The sequence below is a fragment of the Synechococcus sp. W65.1 genome (assembly GCF_047461615.1).
GTDB lineage: Bacteria > Cyanobacteriota > Cyanobacteriia > Thermostichales > Thermostichaceae > Thermostichus.
Genome location: NZ_JANSHI010000009.1, coordinates 32635 through 49747 on the forward strand (window position 1 = coordinate 32635; position 17113 = coordinate 49747).

Consider the following 17113-nt stretch of genomic DNA (forward strand, 5'->3'; position numbering starts at 1 on the left):
ATGAGCGCCTCAAAGCTAGGCAAAAGCAAGGGTGGGAGGGTAGCAGCTCTACTGGCTGGCGGGATCAGTGGAATGCTGCTCCAGGGATCCCCCTGGGTTGCCGCTCAGCCTGCCTTCCAAACAGTGCCGCTGCCGCGCCTGCCAGTGGGTGTGGATCAAGCGGTCTTTGACCAGCCAGTGGCTCGCTTCAACCCCACCCCACCTGTTGAGGTGGTAGTCCGCAACCGCACTGGCCTGCCTTTGGAGTACGGCTTTACCGATCCGCGCCAGGGCATCTCGGAACTGCAGCCGGGCGAAACGCTGCGCTTGAGCAGCCCGACCCTCCCCAACTGCCTGGCCATCAACACACCCATGTTGGGCCCGGTGGGCTACCAGGTGAGTGTGGATCCCGCGAATGTAATCACCGTGGAGGTGCGCCTAGTCAACGACGTTTCGGGCGATCACTGCCTAGACCTGAAAGAGACAGGTGCCATCTTTGTCAATTGATGTCAGTGCGAATCCCTTCACCTCCTCTCCGCAACTGGGTTGCAAAGACACCGCATCTTGACAGAGGTTGCCAGCTGGAACAGGATGCAGAGAGGAGGCTGGGATCCAGCTTCTGGCTAGGCAGGGGTAAAGCTGCCCCAACTCAACTTTTCCTTTGGACGGTCTCATGAGCAATCAGTGGTGTCCCCGGTTTCGCAGGGTTCTGGTGGCTGGCGCGGCAATTGTGGGGTTGGCAAGCTTGCCAGCCAAGGCCCAGCAAGTTACGGATCCCAGCCCAGCTCAGGCGGCCACCGATGTTGAGCCTACCTCTCCAATCTCGGCTTCTTTTCGCAGCTAAAATGGGGTCAGCGTACGCCCGGAAACGGTGAGGGTTTTCCTGAATGGCAGAGAGGTTACCTCGGAAGCAGTGATCACGCGCGATTTCTTTACCTACCGTCCCCCTCAGCCCCTGCCGTCAGGGCGTCACGAAGCCTTGCTGGAGTTCACCAACACCCAGGGAGTGACCCGCCGCGTCAGTTGGAGCTTCACGGTGGGCAGCCCTGTCCGTGCCTCCATTGATCTAGTCACAACGCCGGCCATCGCCCCCTGTCAGCAGGCGAGATCTTGCTGGTAACCGTTAAAGGCACTCCCTCTAGCCGAGTAACCGTTTACCTCGTTCAGGATGGACGGCAGGCGCAAACTCTACAGGCCCGGGAAGTTTCCAGCGGCACTTACGTGGTCAACGTCCTCGTCGAACCGAAAGATGCTACTCGCGAAGGGATCGTCATTGCGCGTTTGGAAAACAACGGCCAGGTGCGCTTTATGACTGCAGAACAGCCAGCTCGCTGGATCGAGGGGGCTGGCGGCGGTATCCAGCGTCTTGCCGCCCAAGAAGTTTCCGCAACTACCACTGTCCCCAGCTTAGTGCCCCAGATTACTAACTTGCGGGACGGGGATCGGGTTGCCGGCTCTTCCTTTACGCTGCAAGGCACCACGGCTCCCAATGCTTCAGTGCGGGTAACGGTAACGGCCTCAACTTCAGTGGGGGGCATTCTCAGCGCTCAGCAGACGGTGATGAACCAAACTGTCCAGGCCGATGGGCAGGGCCGTTTTACCATCACCGTCCGACCCCCCATTCCGGCCGCCGGCACGGTGTATCCGGTCAACCTCACGGCTACTTCTGGTAGCCAAACTAGCCCGACAGTAACCCTGCGCCTTACCCAGCAGTAGCGATCCGGCCTATCGTTTGTCTCCGCTAGGGGGAAGGTCAGTCCAGGTCTTCAAACCCTGCCGTTGGTGGCGAGCCCTGAAGGTCTTGGGTAAGGGTTGGGGAGAGGGAAGAGCGCTGTTGCCAGCGCCACAGAAGGGCGGCCATAACCACAGCAGGGGAAGCAATCATGGTGACCATTACCGGCAGAGTCTTCGGCAAGGCCAGGTAGGGGCCACCGTATTTGATGGCGGCGCTAATAGCAGCAGCAGCTACCATCAATTTTAGGGCCGACCCAAGGGTCTTGGGCTGCATAGCTCTGCCACTCCCTTGCCCTCTGGACGCCAGCTCTCACAGCCTAGGCTAGCATTCCCTGCAGGGCACTTTCTGGAGACGAAACAGCGCTAGAGGCTCCGCTGGGTCATGACTCGGCAACTACCGGGATCCCGTCCAGGGCGGGTGATTGCAACCGATTTGCGGGAGGAGATGCAGCGCTCCTACCTGGAATACGCCATGAGCGTGATCGTGGGGCGGGCCTTGCCAGATGTGCGGGATGGCCTCAAGCCAGTCCATCGCCGCATCCTCTACGCCATGCACGAGCTGGGCCTGACGCCGGATCGCCCCTACCGCAAATGCGCTCGGGTGGTGGGGGAGGTGCTGGGGAAATACCACCCGCACGGGGATCAGGCAGTTTATGACGCGCTGGTGCGCATGGCCCAAGACTTTTCCAGCCGCTATCCCCTGGTGGCGGGACACGGCAACTTCGGTTCGGTGGACAACGACCCGCCGGCAGCCATGCGCTACACAGAGTGCCGACTGTCGACCCTGAGCCACAGAGTGCTTCTGGAGCAGCTCTCGGAAGAGGTCGTCGATTTTGCCCCCAATTTCGACGGATCCCACATCGAGCCGACTGTTTTGCCAGCCCGCCTGCCCATCTTGCTCCTCAACGGCGCTTCCGGGATTGCCGTGGGCATGGCCACCAGTATTCCGCCCCACAACTTGGGAGAAGTGGTGGACGGCCTGCTGGCTCTGATTGACCGTCCCAACCTCAGCGCCGAGGAGCTGTTGCGCTGGATCCCGGGGCCGGACTTTCCCACCGGCGGCCAGATTGTCGACAGCCAAGGGATCCGCGAAGCCTATCTCAGCGGGCGTGGCTCCATCACCCTGCGGGGAGTGGCCCACTTTGAGGAGGCTCAGCCGGGCAAAGGACGCCACCGGCGGCCCGCCCTAGTCATCACCGAGTTTCCCTACCAGGTGAACAAAGCCGCCTGGATTGAGAAAGTGGCAGAGCTGGTTGCCCAGGGTCGTCTCAGCGGCATTGCCGACTTGCGGGATGAGTCGGATCGCAAGGGCATTCGCGTGGTGGTGGAGCTTAAGCGAGAGGCCAATCCCCAGGAGGTTTTGCAGCAGCTCTATGAGCTGACCCCTTTGCAGAGCAACTTCGGGGTAATCCTGCTGGCCTTGGTGGATGGCAAGCCGCAGCAGCTTAACCTGAAGCAAATCTTGCAGCATTTTTTACAGTTTCGCGAAGCCACCCTCAACCGCCTGTTCCGCGCCGAACTGCAGCAGCTACAGCGCAAGGTAGAAGAAGTGGCGGGGATGGTGCTGGCCCTGGCCAATCTGCAGGGGGTGATCGACCTGCTGCAGCAAGCATCCGATGGCGCCACCGCCAAAGCCCAACTGCAGGCCCGCTTGGGTTGTACCCCTCAGCAGGCGGAGACCATCTTAGCCATGCCTCTGCGCCGCCTGACGGCCTTGGAACGGGAACGGTTGCAGCAAGAGCAGTCCCAGTTACAGGCCCGCATTGAAGAATTGCAGGGGCTACTCAGCGACCGCCGCAAGCTCTTGAACTACTTAAAGAAAGAGCTGCGCCACCTGAAGAAAACCTTCGGCGATCCCCGGCGAACCCAGATTCTCTAGTGGTTGCCAGAGGAAAGGGTGATCTAGCCAGTGCAGAAGGGCGCTAGGCCAAAGAGGTTTTGTCGGCGGCGGGATCGACCTCTGGCGCTTCAGGATGGCGGGCAGATTTGGGAAGGGAGCCACCTGACTGGAGAACTAAGCAGCGCACGGTCTGGTGCAGTTCCTCCAGCAAGATGTTAAGGGCAGAGCGAAAGTCGCGATGGTCGTCCCGCATGTGTTCCAGAATGGCGCGGATGACTTCCTTACAATCCTTGAGAATGTGCTGCTGCTGGGCAATGATCTGCACCAGCTCACTGTGTTCTTTGAGCAGATCCCGCAGGCAGGTGCGCAGATCGTCTACCTGGCTTTGCCAGAAGGCCTGTCCCTCCCGCAGCTCCATGACGCTAGCGCGCAGGTCAACGATGGCGTCGCGCAGAGCTTGGCTTTGGCGGCACTCGGCCTCCAGTTGGCGCTGCAGCTTCTCTTGCTGTTGGCGCAACTCGGCATTGGCCTGCAAGTTGGCTTCAGCGGCTCTAAGCAGTTGCTCAAGGCAGGCCTCGACAAGAGCCCAACGCTCCTGCCCTAGCGAGGATTGACCCCGACGGACTTGCCTGCTGAAGTACCTCACAGTCGCTTCCCCCTGTCTCCTAGGCAAGGGCATCCTGCAAGCTGGGGCTTGCCAGCCCTACTGATCATACTGCCTCTTGGGGATTCCCCTCGCTTGCGGAAACGGCTTTAGGCATTTTTGAGGTTTTCTTTGCCCGAGATGATGCGGGCGCTTAGAATGCGATCCCCCAGCTTAATTTTGCGCAGCACCTCGGTGCCTTCGGTAACATACCCAAACACAGCGTAGCGGCCATCCATGAGGTTGAGGCCGGCGGGGGTGAGATCCGGCTCGGCCATGAAGATGAAAAACTGAGAAGAGGCGCTGTTGGGATCCTCTAGATAGCGAGCCATGGCCACTGTTCCCTCGGCAGAAAAAGGCAAAGCCGGCTCCGCATCCCAGAGGCCCAGTTGCTCAAAAGTCTGGCCGTAGCGGGGCATTAACTCACCTTTGGCGCGAATCTCCAGAGGAATGGTGCGAACTTTGCCCGTGGCCGGATCCACGTAGCCGTCGGCAGGGCCAGGGGGATCCCCGGCTTGCACAAGGAAGAATTTCTCCACTCGATCAAAGGTCAGGCCATCGTAGAAGCCCCGCTGCACCAAGTCAGCGAAGTTGCCGGCAGTGATTGGAGCACTATAGCCATCGAGGGTGATCACCATACGCCCAGCGGTGGTGTTCAGCTCCACTTCTGCTCGGCCCAGGAGCTGGGGCCTGTCGGCATACTCCTGCGGGATCTCGTAGGGGAAAGCCCCCACCCACTTGCTCTCCAGGGATCCCAGTTTGTCCACCAGACGGTCGTAGGCGGCGCGAGCCTCTTCTTTGCCCTTGGGTTTGCGCTCCGTGGCCTGGTTGATGGTTTGCAACTCCTGCCGCAGAGCGGCAATTTCTTCAGAGGCGGCAGCAGCTTGCTCAGGGGGCAACTCCGCCAGCAGGGGATCCGTATAGCGGTCCAGAAGCCGCTCCACCTGGCGCACATCCCCCCGCACGGCTGACCAGCGGTTGTACTTCAGGTCCGCCTCGATCTCGGTAATGGCTTCATCGATTTCCCAAATCCGACTGTCCTGGATGGGCAGGGCCCGCCGCAAGAGAGTACGCGGATCGGTAATGGCATCCCCTTGGGGCAGCGCCAGCGCCGGGATCCCACCCAGCCAAACCGCCCAAAGCAATACAGCGGCCAAAACCAGCCGGAGCGATTTCCTCCCCCCCTCCCACCGCTCGGCCCTGCTGCCAACTGGGGATCCCTGCTGAGCACGCTGTGTCATGTCTTCACCCATTGCCAATGCTGCTTTTGCTCTCAGCCTGGCATTCTACCCTCGCCGGCGGCAAGCGCTGCGTGGTCAGAGCCCTTGCCTCGTAGCGGCAGCGGCGGAAGTAGGTTCAGCTGACTCTAGCTCGACCAGCCGCTTGGATCCTAATAGGGGGGCTGAAGTCTGTCTTGTGCGAAGGCGGCTCCGACTTTGCCAATGATGGAGAGCTTGATCTCCGGCTGATTGTCAAATGAGGCCAGCGCTTTCTTCCATGGCCTATAGTGCATAACAGCTTGTCAATTCAGGTGTAGGCTCTAGAGGAAGGGATCCCGTCATTGGACAAGAGGACGGCTAGAGCATGGCGGCAAAGCAACTGAAGTTCTACTGGAGCCCTCAATTCCAGCTCTTTAGCTGCGACGGCGCCAAACTAGAGGGACATGGCTTTATTCAAACCAACCCTTCCCACGACCTGGTGCACCTATTTATTGCCGCCAACGGCAACATGCCCTGGCAGCCGGTGGAAAGCCGCGAGCAAACCTGCTTTGCCGAGTACAACGCCGTGCTGCTGGAGCACCTTTTGGTTAACTGCTTCAACGCGGCAGTGCTGGAATCCATGGCCCCTGAGCAAATTGTTCCAGAGGCCCGCAAGTTTTTGAAGTGGTTTGTCTCCGAGCACTATGCGCCTTTTCCGGTCTCAGAAGAAGAGGCTTTTCGCCGCTTTGCCGAGGCTTTGGATATTGATTGCATCGTGCGGCTATTTCCCTACTTCTACAGTTTGCGGGCTTGGGAATGCTTCAGCCCCATCTACCGCAGCGAGGTTTATGATTTGGAGTTTACTTCCGAAGATGACCCGGTCAGGGAAGCGCCAGAATGGGCAGCAGATCCCAATATTTTGCAAGCCCAAGAGCTGGTAAGACAAAAGCTCACTGAGGCATTGGCCGAGGCCAGATCAAGCTGATCCAGGCCAGAGTCGGTTTTCTCAACAACTCTCCCGACTTCACCACCCTTCAAAAAACCTGGCCTTGGCTTCAAGCCTGCCCGTGCTCGGTGAGGGAATTACCCACCACCAGCCGCCGGAAAGCCTTTTTGCCCACCTGCAAAACCCGCCCCGCTAGCTCCGAAGCGTTGGCAAACTCCAGGTTGGGATCCTCCACCTTTTGACCGTCCAGCCGCACGGCGCCCCCTTGAATCTGCCGACGGGCCTCGGCAGCGCTCTTGCACAGGCCGGACTCGCGCAGGATGTAGCTGAGCTTAACCGGATAGGACAAGCCCTCGACAGCAAAGGTGGGGATGGAGGCGGTCTCGACAAGTTCACCTTGCAACACCAGGGCTTGGGCGGTGCGCTGGGCCTCTTCTGCCACCTCAGGGGAGTGAAACTGAGCCACTAGGGTTTTGGCTAGGAGAATCTGGCGCTGACGGGGATCCGCCGGCAGCTCCGAAAGAGGCACTGAGGTGAGCAACTCGAAGTAGCGCTGCACCAGGTGATCCGGCACCTTCTCCAGCTTGGAGTACATGGTGAGGGGATCCTCGGTCAAGCCCACGTAGTTGTTCTTGGACTTGGACATCTTCTGGTAGCCATCCAAGCCCTCCAAAAGAGGCACCGTTAGGCAAAACTGCGGGGTTTGCCCTTTCCAAAGCTGTAGCTCCCGGCCAACTAGGAGGTTAAAGCGCTGGTCAGTTCCCCCCAACTCCACGTCCGCCTCCAGTGCCACCGAGTCGTAGCCTTGCAGGAGAGGGTAGAGAAATTCGTGTAGGTAGATGGGCGTTCCCGAGCGGTAGCGCTGGGCAAAGTCTTCTTTGGCCAACATCTGCCCCACTGTCATTTGGGCTTGGAGCTCAATGAGCTCGCTGAGGGTGAGGCGGGCTAGCCACTCGCTGTTGCGGCGCACCTCCAGCCGGCCAGGGGTCTCAAAGTCCAAGATCTTGGCAGCCTGCTCCAGATAGGTGCGGGCATTCTCCTCCACTTCTTCTAGGGTCAGGCGGGGACGGGCCTCCGATTGGCCGGTGGGATCTCCTACTAGAGCCGTAAAGTCACCGATGAGCAAAATAGCCACATGGCCGGCATCCTGGAACTGGCGCAACTTGCGCAAGACCACCGCATGGCCCAGGTGCAGATCCGGCCGCGTGGGATCGATGCCCAGCTTGACCCGCAAGGGGCGATCGGTTTTGGCTAGGCGCTCTGCCAGAGCTGCCGCTCCCCCTGGAAAGATCTCGGCTACCCCCCGCTGGGTGATCTCGGCAATGCGGGGATCCTCTAGAGCGGAAGAGATAGGAGTTGGCTCCATCTCTGCACTGAGAGGCAACATGAGCCATTTTATTCCCTTGCCTAGAGGCGGCGAGGATCCCCTGCCGGCCCAGGAAGCGCCGCCCTATAATGGGGCAAACTTGGGGTTCTCCGCAACGCTGAAGTGACGGAGTTTTTGACGTGACCTACAGTCCCAGGCCCTCGAGAGCTCCGCGGCACTCTTCCAGCCGCCCCTTTCCCCACCTGGACTACGACGAGTATACCGCTGACATCCCGCCCACCCGCTTCTCCTGGCTTGCTCAGGTTGCTGGCACGGTGGGCAACCTGTTGCTGGGATCCCTGCTTTTGGGCTCTACGGCAACGGCTGCTGGCTTGTTGGGGTTGGCCATTAGCTTCCGCAACCTGCCCGACGTGCGTCAATTGCGGAACTACGTGCCGGTGGCCACCACCCACATTGTCGATATCCACGGCGAGCCCATTGCTAGCCTCCACGGGGAAGCCAACCGGGAGGTAATCTCCCTCGAAGAAGTCTCCCCGGAGATGAAGAAAGCGCTGCTGGCTATTGAAGACAGCCATTTCTACACCCACCCCGGCATCAACCCGGTCAGCTTGGGCCGGGCACTCTTGGGCAGCGTCGAGGGGGGATGGGGCTCGGCGGGGGGTGGATCCACCCTGACGATGCAGTTGGTGAAAAACCTTTTTCTAAAGCCGGAGCGCACCCTCAGCCGCAAGGTGGCCGAGATTGTGCTAGCGCTGCGGCTGGAGCAGGTCTTCACCAAAGACGAGATCCTAGAGATGTACCTCAACCAGGTGTACTGGGGGCACAATCTCTACGGCATTCAGGCGGCAGCCCGCAGCTACTTCAACAAAGATGCGGCGGAGCTCAACTTGGCGGAAGCAGCAATGCTGGCCGGGATCCTGCCGGCGCCAGAAATCTTCAGCCCCTTTCGCAACCTGGAGGCAGCCAAGCGGCGCCAACGGCTGGTGCTGGATCGCCTGGTGCAGCTCAAGTGGATTACCCCAGAAGAGGCCCAGGCAGCGCGAGAGCAGAAGCTGACTTTTGGCCGCATCACCTCTTTCCAAAGCAACGCGCCGGCGGTTACCGACGCCATTGAGGCAGAGCTGCGGCGCCGCTATGGCGAGCAGGCCATCCTCCAGGGGGGGCTGCGGGTTCAGGCCACTATCGACCTGCGGCTGCAGCGCATTGCCCAGCGCATTGTCAACGAAGACGGGCCTCGCCTTACCGCCACTCGCCGAGCCGACCAGATGGCTCTGGCGGCGGTGGATCCCCGCACAGGCTACGTCAAGGCCCTTGTGGGCGGCATCAACGCTCGGCGGGGCCAATTTAACCGCGCCACCCAAGCCTTTCGCCAGACTGGCTCCACCTTCAAGCCCTACGTGTACTATGCGGCCCTGGCTAGCGGCCGCTACACACCCTACAGCATCCTCTACGACACCCCCGTCACCTATCCCGGCTCTCCTCCCTACAGGCCGAAAAACTATGACAACACCTTTTACGGCCCCCTCACCTTCGCCCGCGCCTTGGAGCTCTCCCGCAACGTGCCCACCGTCAAGCTGGCAGAGGAAGTCGGGATCCACAACGTCATTGCTGCAGCCAAGGCCACCGGCCTCAGCGCCGAGATGCCCCCCAACTTAACCACTGCCCTGGGGTCGGCCAGCGCCAGCCCCCTAGAGATGGCAGCCAGCTATGCCGTGTTTGCCAACGGCGGCTACTGGGTGGAGCCGACGCTCCTAGCCCAGGTGGTGGGTCGCGACGGCCAAGTTCTCTTCGAGGCCAAACCCCAGCCGCGGCAGGTTTTGGATCCCTGGGCGGTGGCCACCCTCAACCAGATCCTCAAAGGGGTGGTAACCCAGGGCACCGGGACGGCAGCCCGTCTGGACGATGGGCGACCGGTGGCTGGCAAAACGGGCACCACCTCGGATTTCCGCGACGCTTGGTTCATCGGCTATGTGCCGCAACTGTCCACTGCCATCTGGATTGGCAACGACGACAACTCTCCCATGCTCCCGGGTACGGCAGGAGGCGCTTTTGTCGCTCCCACCTGGAAGCGCTTTATGACAGAGGCCCTGCAAGGGATCCCGCCCCAGGATTTCCCCAGCCCCGATTACTTTCCCCCTCCCCAACCATGAGCGATAGCGAGGAGCGGTTGGCGCGCATTGAGCGCACTGTCGAGGCCAACGCCCAGGCCATCGCCCAACTGGCCCGGCAAAACCAAGAGCTGCTACAAACCATTGCCGGCACCGAAGAGCGCATTGCCAAGGCTGAGGAACGGATTGCCAAAGCAGAGGAGCGCATTGCCAGTGCCGAAGAACGCCTGGAGGCGGAAGTCAAACGCTGGGACGAGCGCTTTTTCCGGCTCAGCCGCGACACCCTCAACTTCACCCGCAATGGGGTTACCATTGCCGCCATCACCGCGGCTTTGATGTTGTCCCCCTGCTGATCGAGCTGCTGGGGCAGGGATCCCGCTGGTTTGGGCTTTCAGGCCAAGGCAAACAGGGCGCTGGGGCACCAGATCCCCACCGCCATGGGCGGGGGATCCAGAGCGTAGGGGTTCTGAGTTACACTAAGACTGCAAAGAAAGGTAACGCCTTTGTCTGGTTTAGGCTTGCCTTCCCGGCGTCCTTTCTTGCATCTTTCGCACAAGACCCAGAGGACAGACGACTATGGCCTTTGAACTCCCACCTCTGCCCTACCCTGCCGACGCGCTTCAGCCCTACATGTCGGCAGAAACCTTCTCCTACCACCACGGCAAGCACCATGCAGCCTATGTAGCCAACCTAAACAAGCTGATCGAAGGCACCGAGCTGGCCAACAAGTCCCTGGAAGAAATCATGAAGACTACGTTCGGGGATCCCGATAAAGTGGGCATCTTCAACAATGCCGCCCAGGTTTGGAACCACACCTTTTTCTGGGAATCCATGAAGCCGGGCGGGGGCGGCGCGCCGACAGGGCCCATTGCTGACAAGATCAACGCTGATCTAGGCGGCTACGACAAGTTTGTGGAGGCTTTCAAAACGGCGGCGGCCACCCAGTTTGGCAGCGGCTGGGCCTGGCTGGTGCTGGACAACGGCACCCTGAAAGTGACCAAAACCCCCAACGCGGAAAACCCGCTGGTCCACGGCCAAGTTCCCCTGCTAACACTGGATGTGTGGGAGCATGCCTACTACCTGGACTACCAGAACCGGCGGCCTGACTACATCACCGCCTACCTGGAGCACCTGGTGAACTGGGATGCTGCCAACGCCCGGCTGGCGGCGGCCTGAGTGTACCTGTTCTGGGATCCCTGGACAGGGGATCCCCTTGAAGACTAGCTCCGCCTCTGCCAGCTAGGCAGACCTCTTTTGATGGGATTCGAGGGATCCTCAGCAACTGGGGATCCCTTTGCTCTTTTTGCAAGGCACCTCGAACCTGGAAGAATCTGATAGACTCAGGCAGGCATCTGGTTGCTGTCCTTTGGGTATCTATGCTGGCTAGCTGGCTGCAAATTTCAGGGATCCCTCTAGCCGTAGTCGGCCCGGTGAAAAACCCGGTGCTGGTATTCCTCATCATCCTGACGATCATGCTGGTGGCCCCGCTGCTATTTGAGCGACTGCGCCTGCCGGGGATCATCGGCCTGATCTTGTCCGGGTTGGTGGTGGGGCCCTACGGCTTGGGGATCCTGCAGCGCGACGAGACCATCGTCTTGTTGGGCACGGTGGGGCTGTTGTTTCTCATGTTCATGGCCGGGCTGGAGACCAGCCTGGAGGATTTAAAGCTCAACGCCGGCAAGGCCAGCATCTTCGGGGCGTTTACCTTCCTGTTGCCCATGCTCATTGGCACGGTAGCCATGCTGGCCATTGGGTATGACTTCCTGGCGGCGGTGCTGGTGGCCTCCTGCTTTGCCTCTCATACCCTGATTGGGCTGCCCATTGTCTCCAAGCTGGGGTTGATGCGCCTGCAAACGGTAACGGCAACCCTGGGGGGTACCCTGATCACGAATGTCCTGACCTTGTTGGTGCTGGCGGTGGTGGTGCGCGCCCATCAAGGGGAGCTGACGCCGCAATTTTGGCTGACGTTGATCCCCTCAATCGTCCTTTATACCTTTGCCACCTTCTGGGGGGTGCCCCGGCTGGGCCGTTGGTTTTTCCAGCGCTTTGGCCACGATGAGGGAGCAGAGTTTACGTTTGTGATTGCCACCTTGTTCCTGGTGGCCTACGGAGCGGGGTTGATTGGCATTGAGCCAGTGGTGGGAGCCTTTTTGGCAGGGACGGCCATCACCCCCATCATCTCCCCTCTCAGCCCCCTGATGAACCGGATTCAGTTTATCGGCAACACCCTGTTTGTGCCTTTCTTCTTGATCTCGGTGGGGATGCTGATCAATCCCGGTATTCTCTTGGGGGATCCGCGCACGCTGCTGGTGGGCGGGGTGATGATCGCAGCGGAGGTGGTGAGCAAGTTTTTGGCGGCTTGGATCCCGGCCCAATTGTTTGGCTGGCGCTTTGCCAGCGCTATGGTTATGTTCGGCCTGTCGATGGCCCAGGCGGCGGCTACCCTGGCGGCCATCACGGTGGCCTTTCAGGTGAAGTTGGTGGATGAGCTGACGGTGAACGGCACCATTGCCATGATCCTGGTTACCTGCATTGCCTCGCCTTGGATTGTTGCCCGCTGGGGGCAGCAGCTCCAGCCTAGGGAGGTGGCACCAGAAGCCAGCGACTTGCCTAGGCCAGCCTGGGGATCCCGCGTCCTGGTGCCGGTAGTCAACCCCGAGACTGAGAGCAACCTGCTGCGGTTGGGTCTGATTCTGGCCAAAAAAGATGGGGGAACGCTGCTGCCGCTGCACGTTCTGTCTGACCGTGCTGGGATCTCGCCAGCAGCCCTGGCCCGGCAAGAGCAGTTGTTGTCCTTTGCCGAGTCCCTAGCCCACAGCGCTGCAGCGCGGGTGGAAGCCATTCGCCGGGTGGATGACTCGGTGGAAAAAGGGATCATTCGCTCGGCCCTGGAGCGGCAGGCGACCTTGGTGATCCTGGGCTGGAAAGGCTACTCCACCTATGCGGAGAACTTTTTCGGCAGCACCATTGACGCGGTGGTGCGGCAGGTGGAGATCCCGGTGCTAATCGCGCGCTTCCCTGTTCCGCTCGAGACGACGCGGCGCATCCTTTTGGCAGCCCCAGAGTTGGAAGTGTCTCCTGGATCCCTGCAGCAGACGATTGGGCTGGCGCAGACGCTGGCTGGGGAGTTGAAAGCGGCGCTGCAGCTTCTCTTAGTGCAAACCCGACCGCTGCGGGAGCGCTCTCCGGGCCCGGGGGCGGCAAGCTATGCCCATCTGCCGGTACAGCGGGTGCAGGGGGGGTTGGTGGCCGAGGTGCTCAAAGCCCTGCAGCCGGGGGATATGTTGGTGGGAGTGCTCAGCGAAGCCCGCAGCCGCTTTCGCCTAAGCCGCGAGCCGGAGATCATCGCCCGCCATCGTCCCGACCTCCCCATGATCGTGGTGCATCTGCCTGCTGCCCACCCGCCGCGTTTGCAGGAGAGTGTTCTGGCGGCAGGAGACTCCACTTGGTACTAGGGCTAGTGAGACTGGCTCAAACGGCAGCCCGCTTCCCCTGCTAGACTGAGAAATCGCGATCAACACCCACCCTCGCCGAGGAAAGACGTCGCTAGCGCCGGGCGGAGCCTATGGTTGCCTATTTGCTGGAAGTTGGCTGTGAGGAGCTGCCAGCTAGTTTTGTGGATTCGGCCCTAGAGCAGTGGAGGACAGGGATCCCGGCCTCTTTGGCAGAAGCCCATCTGCAGGCCGAGCAGATGCAGCTTTTCGGCACGCCGCGGCGCCTGGCAGTTCTGCTGCAGGGGCTGCCCACCCAACAGCCGGATCGCCTTCTGGAGGTGAAGGGGCCGCCAGTTCAGGTGGCCTACCAAGACGGCCGGCTTACCCCTGCCGGGGAAAAGTTTGCCCAGAAACAGGGGGTGGATCCCGCCAGCCTGGAGATCCGGCAGGTGGGGAAGGGCTCCTTTGTCTTTGCCGTGCAGCGGGTGCAGGGACGTCCAACAGCAGCGGTGCTCCAGGAATTGGCGCCCACCTGGATCACCTCCTTGAGCGGCAAGCGGCTGATGCGCTGGGGCTACGGGGAGTTCAAGTTTCCCCGCCCCATCCGCTGGCTGGTCTCCCTCTGGGACGATCAGGTGCTGCCTCTGCTCTGGCCTACCCCTGACGGCAATCCTCCGTCGGGCTTAGTGGCTGGTCGGGTAAGCCGTGGCCACCGCGTCTTGGGATCCCCGCAGGTCGTCTTGGAGCGGGCTGAGAGCTACGTTCAGCAGATGCAAGCAGCAGGGGTAAACCCCGACCCGGCAGCGCGGGCAGCGCACATCCAGGCGGAGGTGACCCGGCTAGCCAAGCAGGTGAACGGGCAAGCCCAGATCCCCCCTGCTCTGCTGCAGGAGGTGGTGCAGTTGGTGGAGTGGCCAACGGCAGTTCTGGGGCGCTTTGAGCCGGAGTTTTTGCGCTTGCCTCCTGCGGTCATTGAAACGGTGATGATTGCCCACCAGCGCTACTTTCCCGTGCGGGATGGGCGGGATCCGGAAAAACTGCTGCCCTACTTCATCACCATCTCCAACGGCGACCCCCGGCAAGCGGAGCGGATTGCGGCAGGCAACAGCCGTGTGGTGCGGGCCCGCTTGGCCGATGCCCGCTTTTTCTACGAGGAGGATCGCCGCCTCCCCTTGGCCCAGCGGGTGGAGCGTCTCCAGGCGGTTACCTTTGCCGAGGGGCTGGGATCGATGCGCGACAAAGTAGAGCGCATCCGCCACATCAGCCGCCTCATTGCCACTGCCTTGAACTTGGATCCCCAAGAGCAGGCCTTGGTGAATCGCACGGCTTACCTGTGCAAGGCGGATCTGGTTACCCAAATGGTGTACGAGTTCCCAGAGCTGCAGGGGATCATGGGCGCCGAGTACGCCCGCCAGGACGGCGAGCCGGAAGCCGTGGCCGAAGGGATCGAGCAGCACTACTGGCCTTTGGGGGCAGGGGAGGCTCTGCCCACCTCTTTGACCGGGCGGGTCGTGGGCTGGGCAGATCGCCTAGACACCCTGGTGGGCATGTTCCACCTGGGGCAGATCCCTACGGGCTCTTCGGATCGCTTTGCCCTGCGGCGGGCTGCCAACAGCCTGGTATTGATTGCCTGGGAGGCTGACTGGAGGTTGGATGTCAATGAGCTCCTGCGCCAGGTGGTGCGGGACTACGCGGCGGGAGACGAAAGGACCTTAAAGGCCTTGCAGGAGTTTCTTGCCCAGCGGCTGCAAATCCTTCTGCAGGAGGAAAAGCGAATTGACTACGACTTGGTCAGAGCCGTGGTCGGGGATCCCGAGTCTGTCCATGGCAAGGAGCCCCAGAAAGCGGAACTGACCTTGCGGGCTTTGAGCAACCTGCCTCTCACCCTGCTGCGGGCCGAGTACCTGCAACATCTGCGAGCGACTGGAGAATTGGCAGATCTCTACCCCACCCTCAACCGCTGCGCCCGCCTGGCCACCCAAGGGAATTTGGACTACGCCGTGCTGGATCCGGCGGCTGCAGTGAATCCTAGGCTGTTTCAGGAGACGGCAGAGCAGGAGCTGTACGAAGCCTGTCAAAGGGTTTACCGGCTGGGCGTGGGGCCAGCTTGCCAAGGAGACTTTACCCCACTGGTGGAGAGCCTACAGGCAGCAGCCCCTGCAGTGGATCGTTTCTTCGAGGCGGTTTTGGTCATGGATCCGGATCCCAGCCTGCGAGCCAACCGGCTGAACCTATTGGGGATATTGCGCAACCAGTCTCGCCTGCTGGGGGATATGGGGGCTGTGGTCATGGCTGGGGAAGCGACGCCAGAGAAGAGCCGCTAGCTGCCGCTGGCTATCCCAGTAACTAAGCGTAGGCGAGGGAGTAGAACAAGACTATGCAAGAAAGCGTAGGCATTGCTGCAAGGCCCGCTGCACTGAGCCCAGGTAGCCCTCTCCAAACAAGTTGAGATGGTTGAGCCAGTGGTAGAGCTGGTAAAGAGGCTTGCGGTGAGGATACCCCTCGTCCAGGGGATAGGCCTCTTGATAGGCCCGGTAGAACTCCGCCGGGAAGCCGCCAAAAAGCTCGGTCATCGCCAGATCCGTCTCCCGATCCCCGTAGTAGGTGGCTGGGTCAAAAATTACCGGCGAGCCATCGGGCAAGGCGCCGTAGTTGCCGCCCCAGAGATCCCCGTGTAGCAGAGACGGGACGGGCCGGTAGTGGCGAAAGAAAGTCTCTAGCTCCGCCATTACCCGCTCGGCTTGCGTCACCCAGGCGCCGCGGTAACCCCGCTGACAAGCCAGCTTGACCTGGTAGAGAAGTCGCTGTTCTCGGTAGAAGTCCACCCAGTTCTGCCGCCAACTGTTGATCTGCGGCGTCGAACCAATGGTGTTGTTGCGATCCCAGCCGTAGTTGCCGTTGGGGGAGAGCGTGCAGTGCAACTGGGCCAACTGGGATCCCAGCAAACTTCCCGTTTGGGGGCGGGGCGAACTCAGCTCCAGGTATTCCAGCACCAGGTAAGCCTGCCCATCAAAGGATCCCCAGGCAATCGGCTGTGGCACCCGCACGGCATTGGCCGCCGCCAAGGTTTGCAGGCCCGCCGCCTCTGCTGCAAACATCTCCAGCGCTCTTTCTCCTCCCCCCGCCACCTTGACAAAGTAGTCTCGTCTTTCCTGGCCAGAAGAAGCCTGAAGCACACAGGAAAGCTGGTAGGCGGCGTTGATGCTGCCCCCGCCCAGGGGACGGTAGTGTAGAGGATGCAAGGGATCCCCTGTGGCTTCAGAGAGGTGCTGGGCAACGGCCTGCCAAAAGTTCTGCATCAATACTGGGCTAGCTGGGCTAGGTGTTTAGATGAACTATCGGTGTCAGTCCGGCAACCGACCCAGCTACCAGCGTAGCAAAGCTGCCTGCCGCGTCCATTTCTCGCTTGGGTGATAACCTCCGCCGCCTTTCTGGCCGCCTGGCGAGAGCCCAGAAGCTGCTATTCTCCTTCTACCGCTGCCTCAGCATCCAAAAAGTCGAGTTCAATGGCTTGGGATCCCCCCACTGCCAACAGCTCCAGCAGGGATCCCAGCCGCCACCAGATCAGTCCTGCTGTGCTGAAGACAAGGATCCCGCCGACCAAGGCCGCCAAAGCCAGAGATAGGCCAAAAACGTGTAAACAGGCAGCTACAAAGCCAAAGGCAAACAGATTGCAGAGGGCGTAGCTGAGGATGATCCCCGGCGTGCGGTAGCGGATCTGCCCCTGGCCCTCTCGGTTCTGCTGCCAAAGGGCTACCTGGTATTCCAACTTGTCTTTAAAGATGATGCCGAAAATAATAGCAAAGAAGCTGAGCAGGGCAATGGCCGAGTAGATAGGGGGGTTGACAAGGCTACGGGAAAACTCGCCGCTGAGGTAGAGGGACTCCATAAGACTTAGCTGAC

At 60.8% G+C, this 17113-nt stretch carries 16 protein-coding genes and 1 pseudogene; 11 read left to right on the forward strand and 6 right to left on the reverse strand.

Annotation, left to right across the window (positions count from 1 at the left end; translation table 11 throughout):
• From NW806_RS06540 to NW806_RS06555, 4 genes are all read left to right on the forward strand, one after another.
• Window positions 1-486 (forward strand): hypothetical protein, encoded by a 486-nt coding sequence (locus NW806_RS06540; RefSeq protein ID WP_414410468.1) that lies wholly within the window; start codon window positions 1-3, stop codon window positions 484-486.
• Window positions 487-652: 166 nt separating this feature from the next.
• Window positions 653-823, forward strand: coding sequence for a hypothetical protein (locus tag NW806_RS06545; protein WP_414410469.1), 171 nt, complete (start codon window positions 653-655; stop codon window positions 821-823).
• Between the two features lie 27 nt (window positions 824-850).
• Entirely contained in the window at window positions 851-1099 is a 249-nt protein-coding gene (locus NW806_RS06550) for a hypothetical protein (protein ID WP_414410470.1), read from the forward strand.
• Window positions 1090-1695 (forward strand): hypothetical protein, encoded by a 606-nt coding sequence (locus NW806_RS06555; protein ID WP_414410471.1) that lies wholly within the window; start codon window positions 1090-1092, stop codon window positions 1693-1695. The genes NW806_RS06550 and NW806_RS06555 overlap by 10 nt, the downstream gene beginning before the upstream one ends.
• Window positions 1696-1732: 37 nt before the next feature.
• Here NW806_RS06555 and NW806_RS06560 read toward each other — a convergent pair whose 3' ends face one another.
• On the reverse strand, window positions 1733-1987 hold the full coding sequence (locus tag NW806_RS06560; RefSeq protein ID WP_414410472.1) for a hypothetical protein: 255 nt from the start codon (window positions 1985-1987) through the stop codon (window positions 1733-1735).
• Between the two features lie 108 nt (window positions 1988-2095).
• On the opposite strand from NW806_RS06560, the pseudogene NW806_RS06565 reads away from it, so the two are divergent.
• A pseudogene (locus NW806_RS06565) lies at window positions 2096-3589 on the forward strand (DNA gyrase/topoisomerase IV subunit A); the annotation flags it as partial.
• 46 nt (window positions 3590-3635) lie between these two features.
• On the opposite strand, the gene NW806_RS06570 reads toward NW806_RS06565, so the two are convergent.
• Together NW806_RS06570 and NW806_RS06575 are read right to left on the reverse strand one after the other, a co-directional pair.
• Complete coding sequence (locus tag NW806_RS06570; protein WP_414410473.1) at window positions 3636-4199, reverse strand: hypothetical protein; 564 nt, start codon at window positions 4197-4199, stop codon at window positions 3636-3638.
• A gap of 107 nt (window positions 4200-4306) precedes the next feature.
• Window positions 4307-5437, reverse strand: coding sequence for a peptidylprolyl isomerase (locus NW806_RS06575; RefSeq protein WP_414410474.1), 1131 nt, complete (start codon window positions 5435-5437; stop codon window positions 4307-4309).
• Window positions 5438-5780: 343 nt separating this feature from the next.
• On the opposite strand from NW806_RS06575, the gene NW806_RS06580 reads away from it, so the two are divergent.
• On the forward strand, window positions 5781-6380 hold the full coding sequence (locus NW806_RS06580; RefSeq protein WP_414405352.1) for a hypothetical protein: 600 nt from the start codon (window positions 5781-5783) through the stop codon (window positions 6378-6380).
• Between the two features lie 70 nt (window positions 6381-6450).
• Here NW806_RS06580 and tyrS read toward each other — a convergent pair whose 3' ends face one another.
• The gene (tyrS, locus tag NW806_RS06585; protein WP_414410475.1) at window positions 6451-7707 is read right to left on the reverse strand and encodes a tyrosine--tRNA ligase; all 1257 of its coding nucleotides are present in this window, start codon (window positions 7705-7707) and stop codon (window positions 6451-6453) included.
• Window positions 7708-7847: 140 nt separating this feature from the next.
• On the opposite strand from tyrS, the gene NW806_RS06590 reads away from it, so the two are divergent.
• From NW806_RS06590 to glyS, 5 genes are all read left to right on the forward strand, one after another.
• Window positions 7848-9818, forward strand: coding sequence for a transglycosylase domain-containing protein (locus NW806_RS06590; protein WP_414410476.1), 1971 nt, complete (start codon window positions 7848-7850; stop codon window positions 9816-9818).
• Window positions 9815-10129 (forward strand): hypothetical protein, encoded by a 315-nt coding sequence (locus NW806_RS06595; RefSeq protein ID WP_414410477.1) that lies wholly within the window; start codon window positions 9815-9817, stop codon window positions 10127-10129. Before NW806_RS06590 ends, NW806_RS06595 begins: the two co-directional genes overlap by 4 nt.
• A gap of 223 nt (window positions 10130-10352) precedes the next feature.
• Entirely contained in the window at window positions 10353-10952 is a 600-nt protein-coding gene (locus tag NW806_RS06600) for a superoxide dismutase (protein ID WP_414393646.1), read from the forward strand.
• 200 nt (window positions 10953-11152) lie between these two features.
• Window positions 11153-13231, forward strand: coding sequence for a cation:proton antiporter (locus NW806_RS06605; protein WP_414410478.1), 2079 nt, complete (start codon window positions 11153-11155; stop codon window positions 13229-13231).
• Between the two features lie 110 nt (window positions 13232-13341).
• Window positions 13342-15534, forward strand: a complete 2193-nt coding sequence (gene glyS / locus NW806_RS06610) for a glycine--tRNA ligase subunit beta (RefSeq protein WP_414410479.1) — start codon at window positions 13342-13344, stop codon at window positions 15532-15534.
• 51 nt (window positions 15535-15585) lie between these two features.
• On the opposite strand, the gene NW806_RS06615 is transcribed toward glyS, so the two are convergent.
• Both NW806_RS06615 and NW806_RS06620 read right to left on the reverse strand, forming a co-directional pair.
• Window positions 15586-16509, reverse strand: coding sequence for a fructosamine kinase family protein (locus NW806_RS06615; RefSeq protein WP_414410480.1), 924 nt, complete (start codon window positions 16507-16509; stop codon window positions 15586-15588).
• 161 nt (window positions 16510-16670) lie between these two features.
• Window positions 16671-17099, reverse strand: coding sequence for a hypothetical protein (locus NW806_RS06620; protein WP_414410481.1), 429 nt, complete (start codon window positions 17097-17099; stop codon window positions 16671-16673).
• Window positions 17100-17113 lie beyond the last annotated feature (14 nt).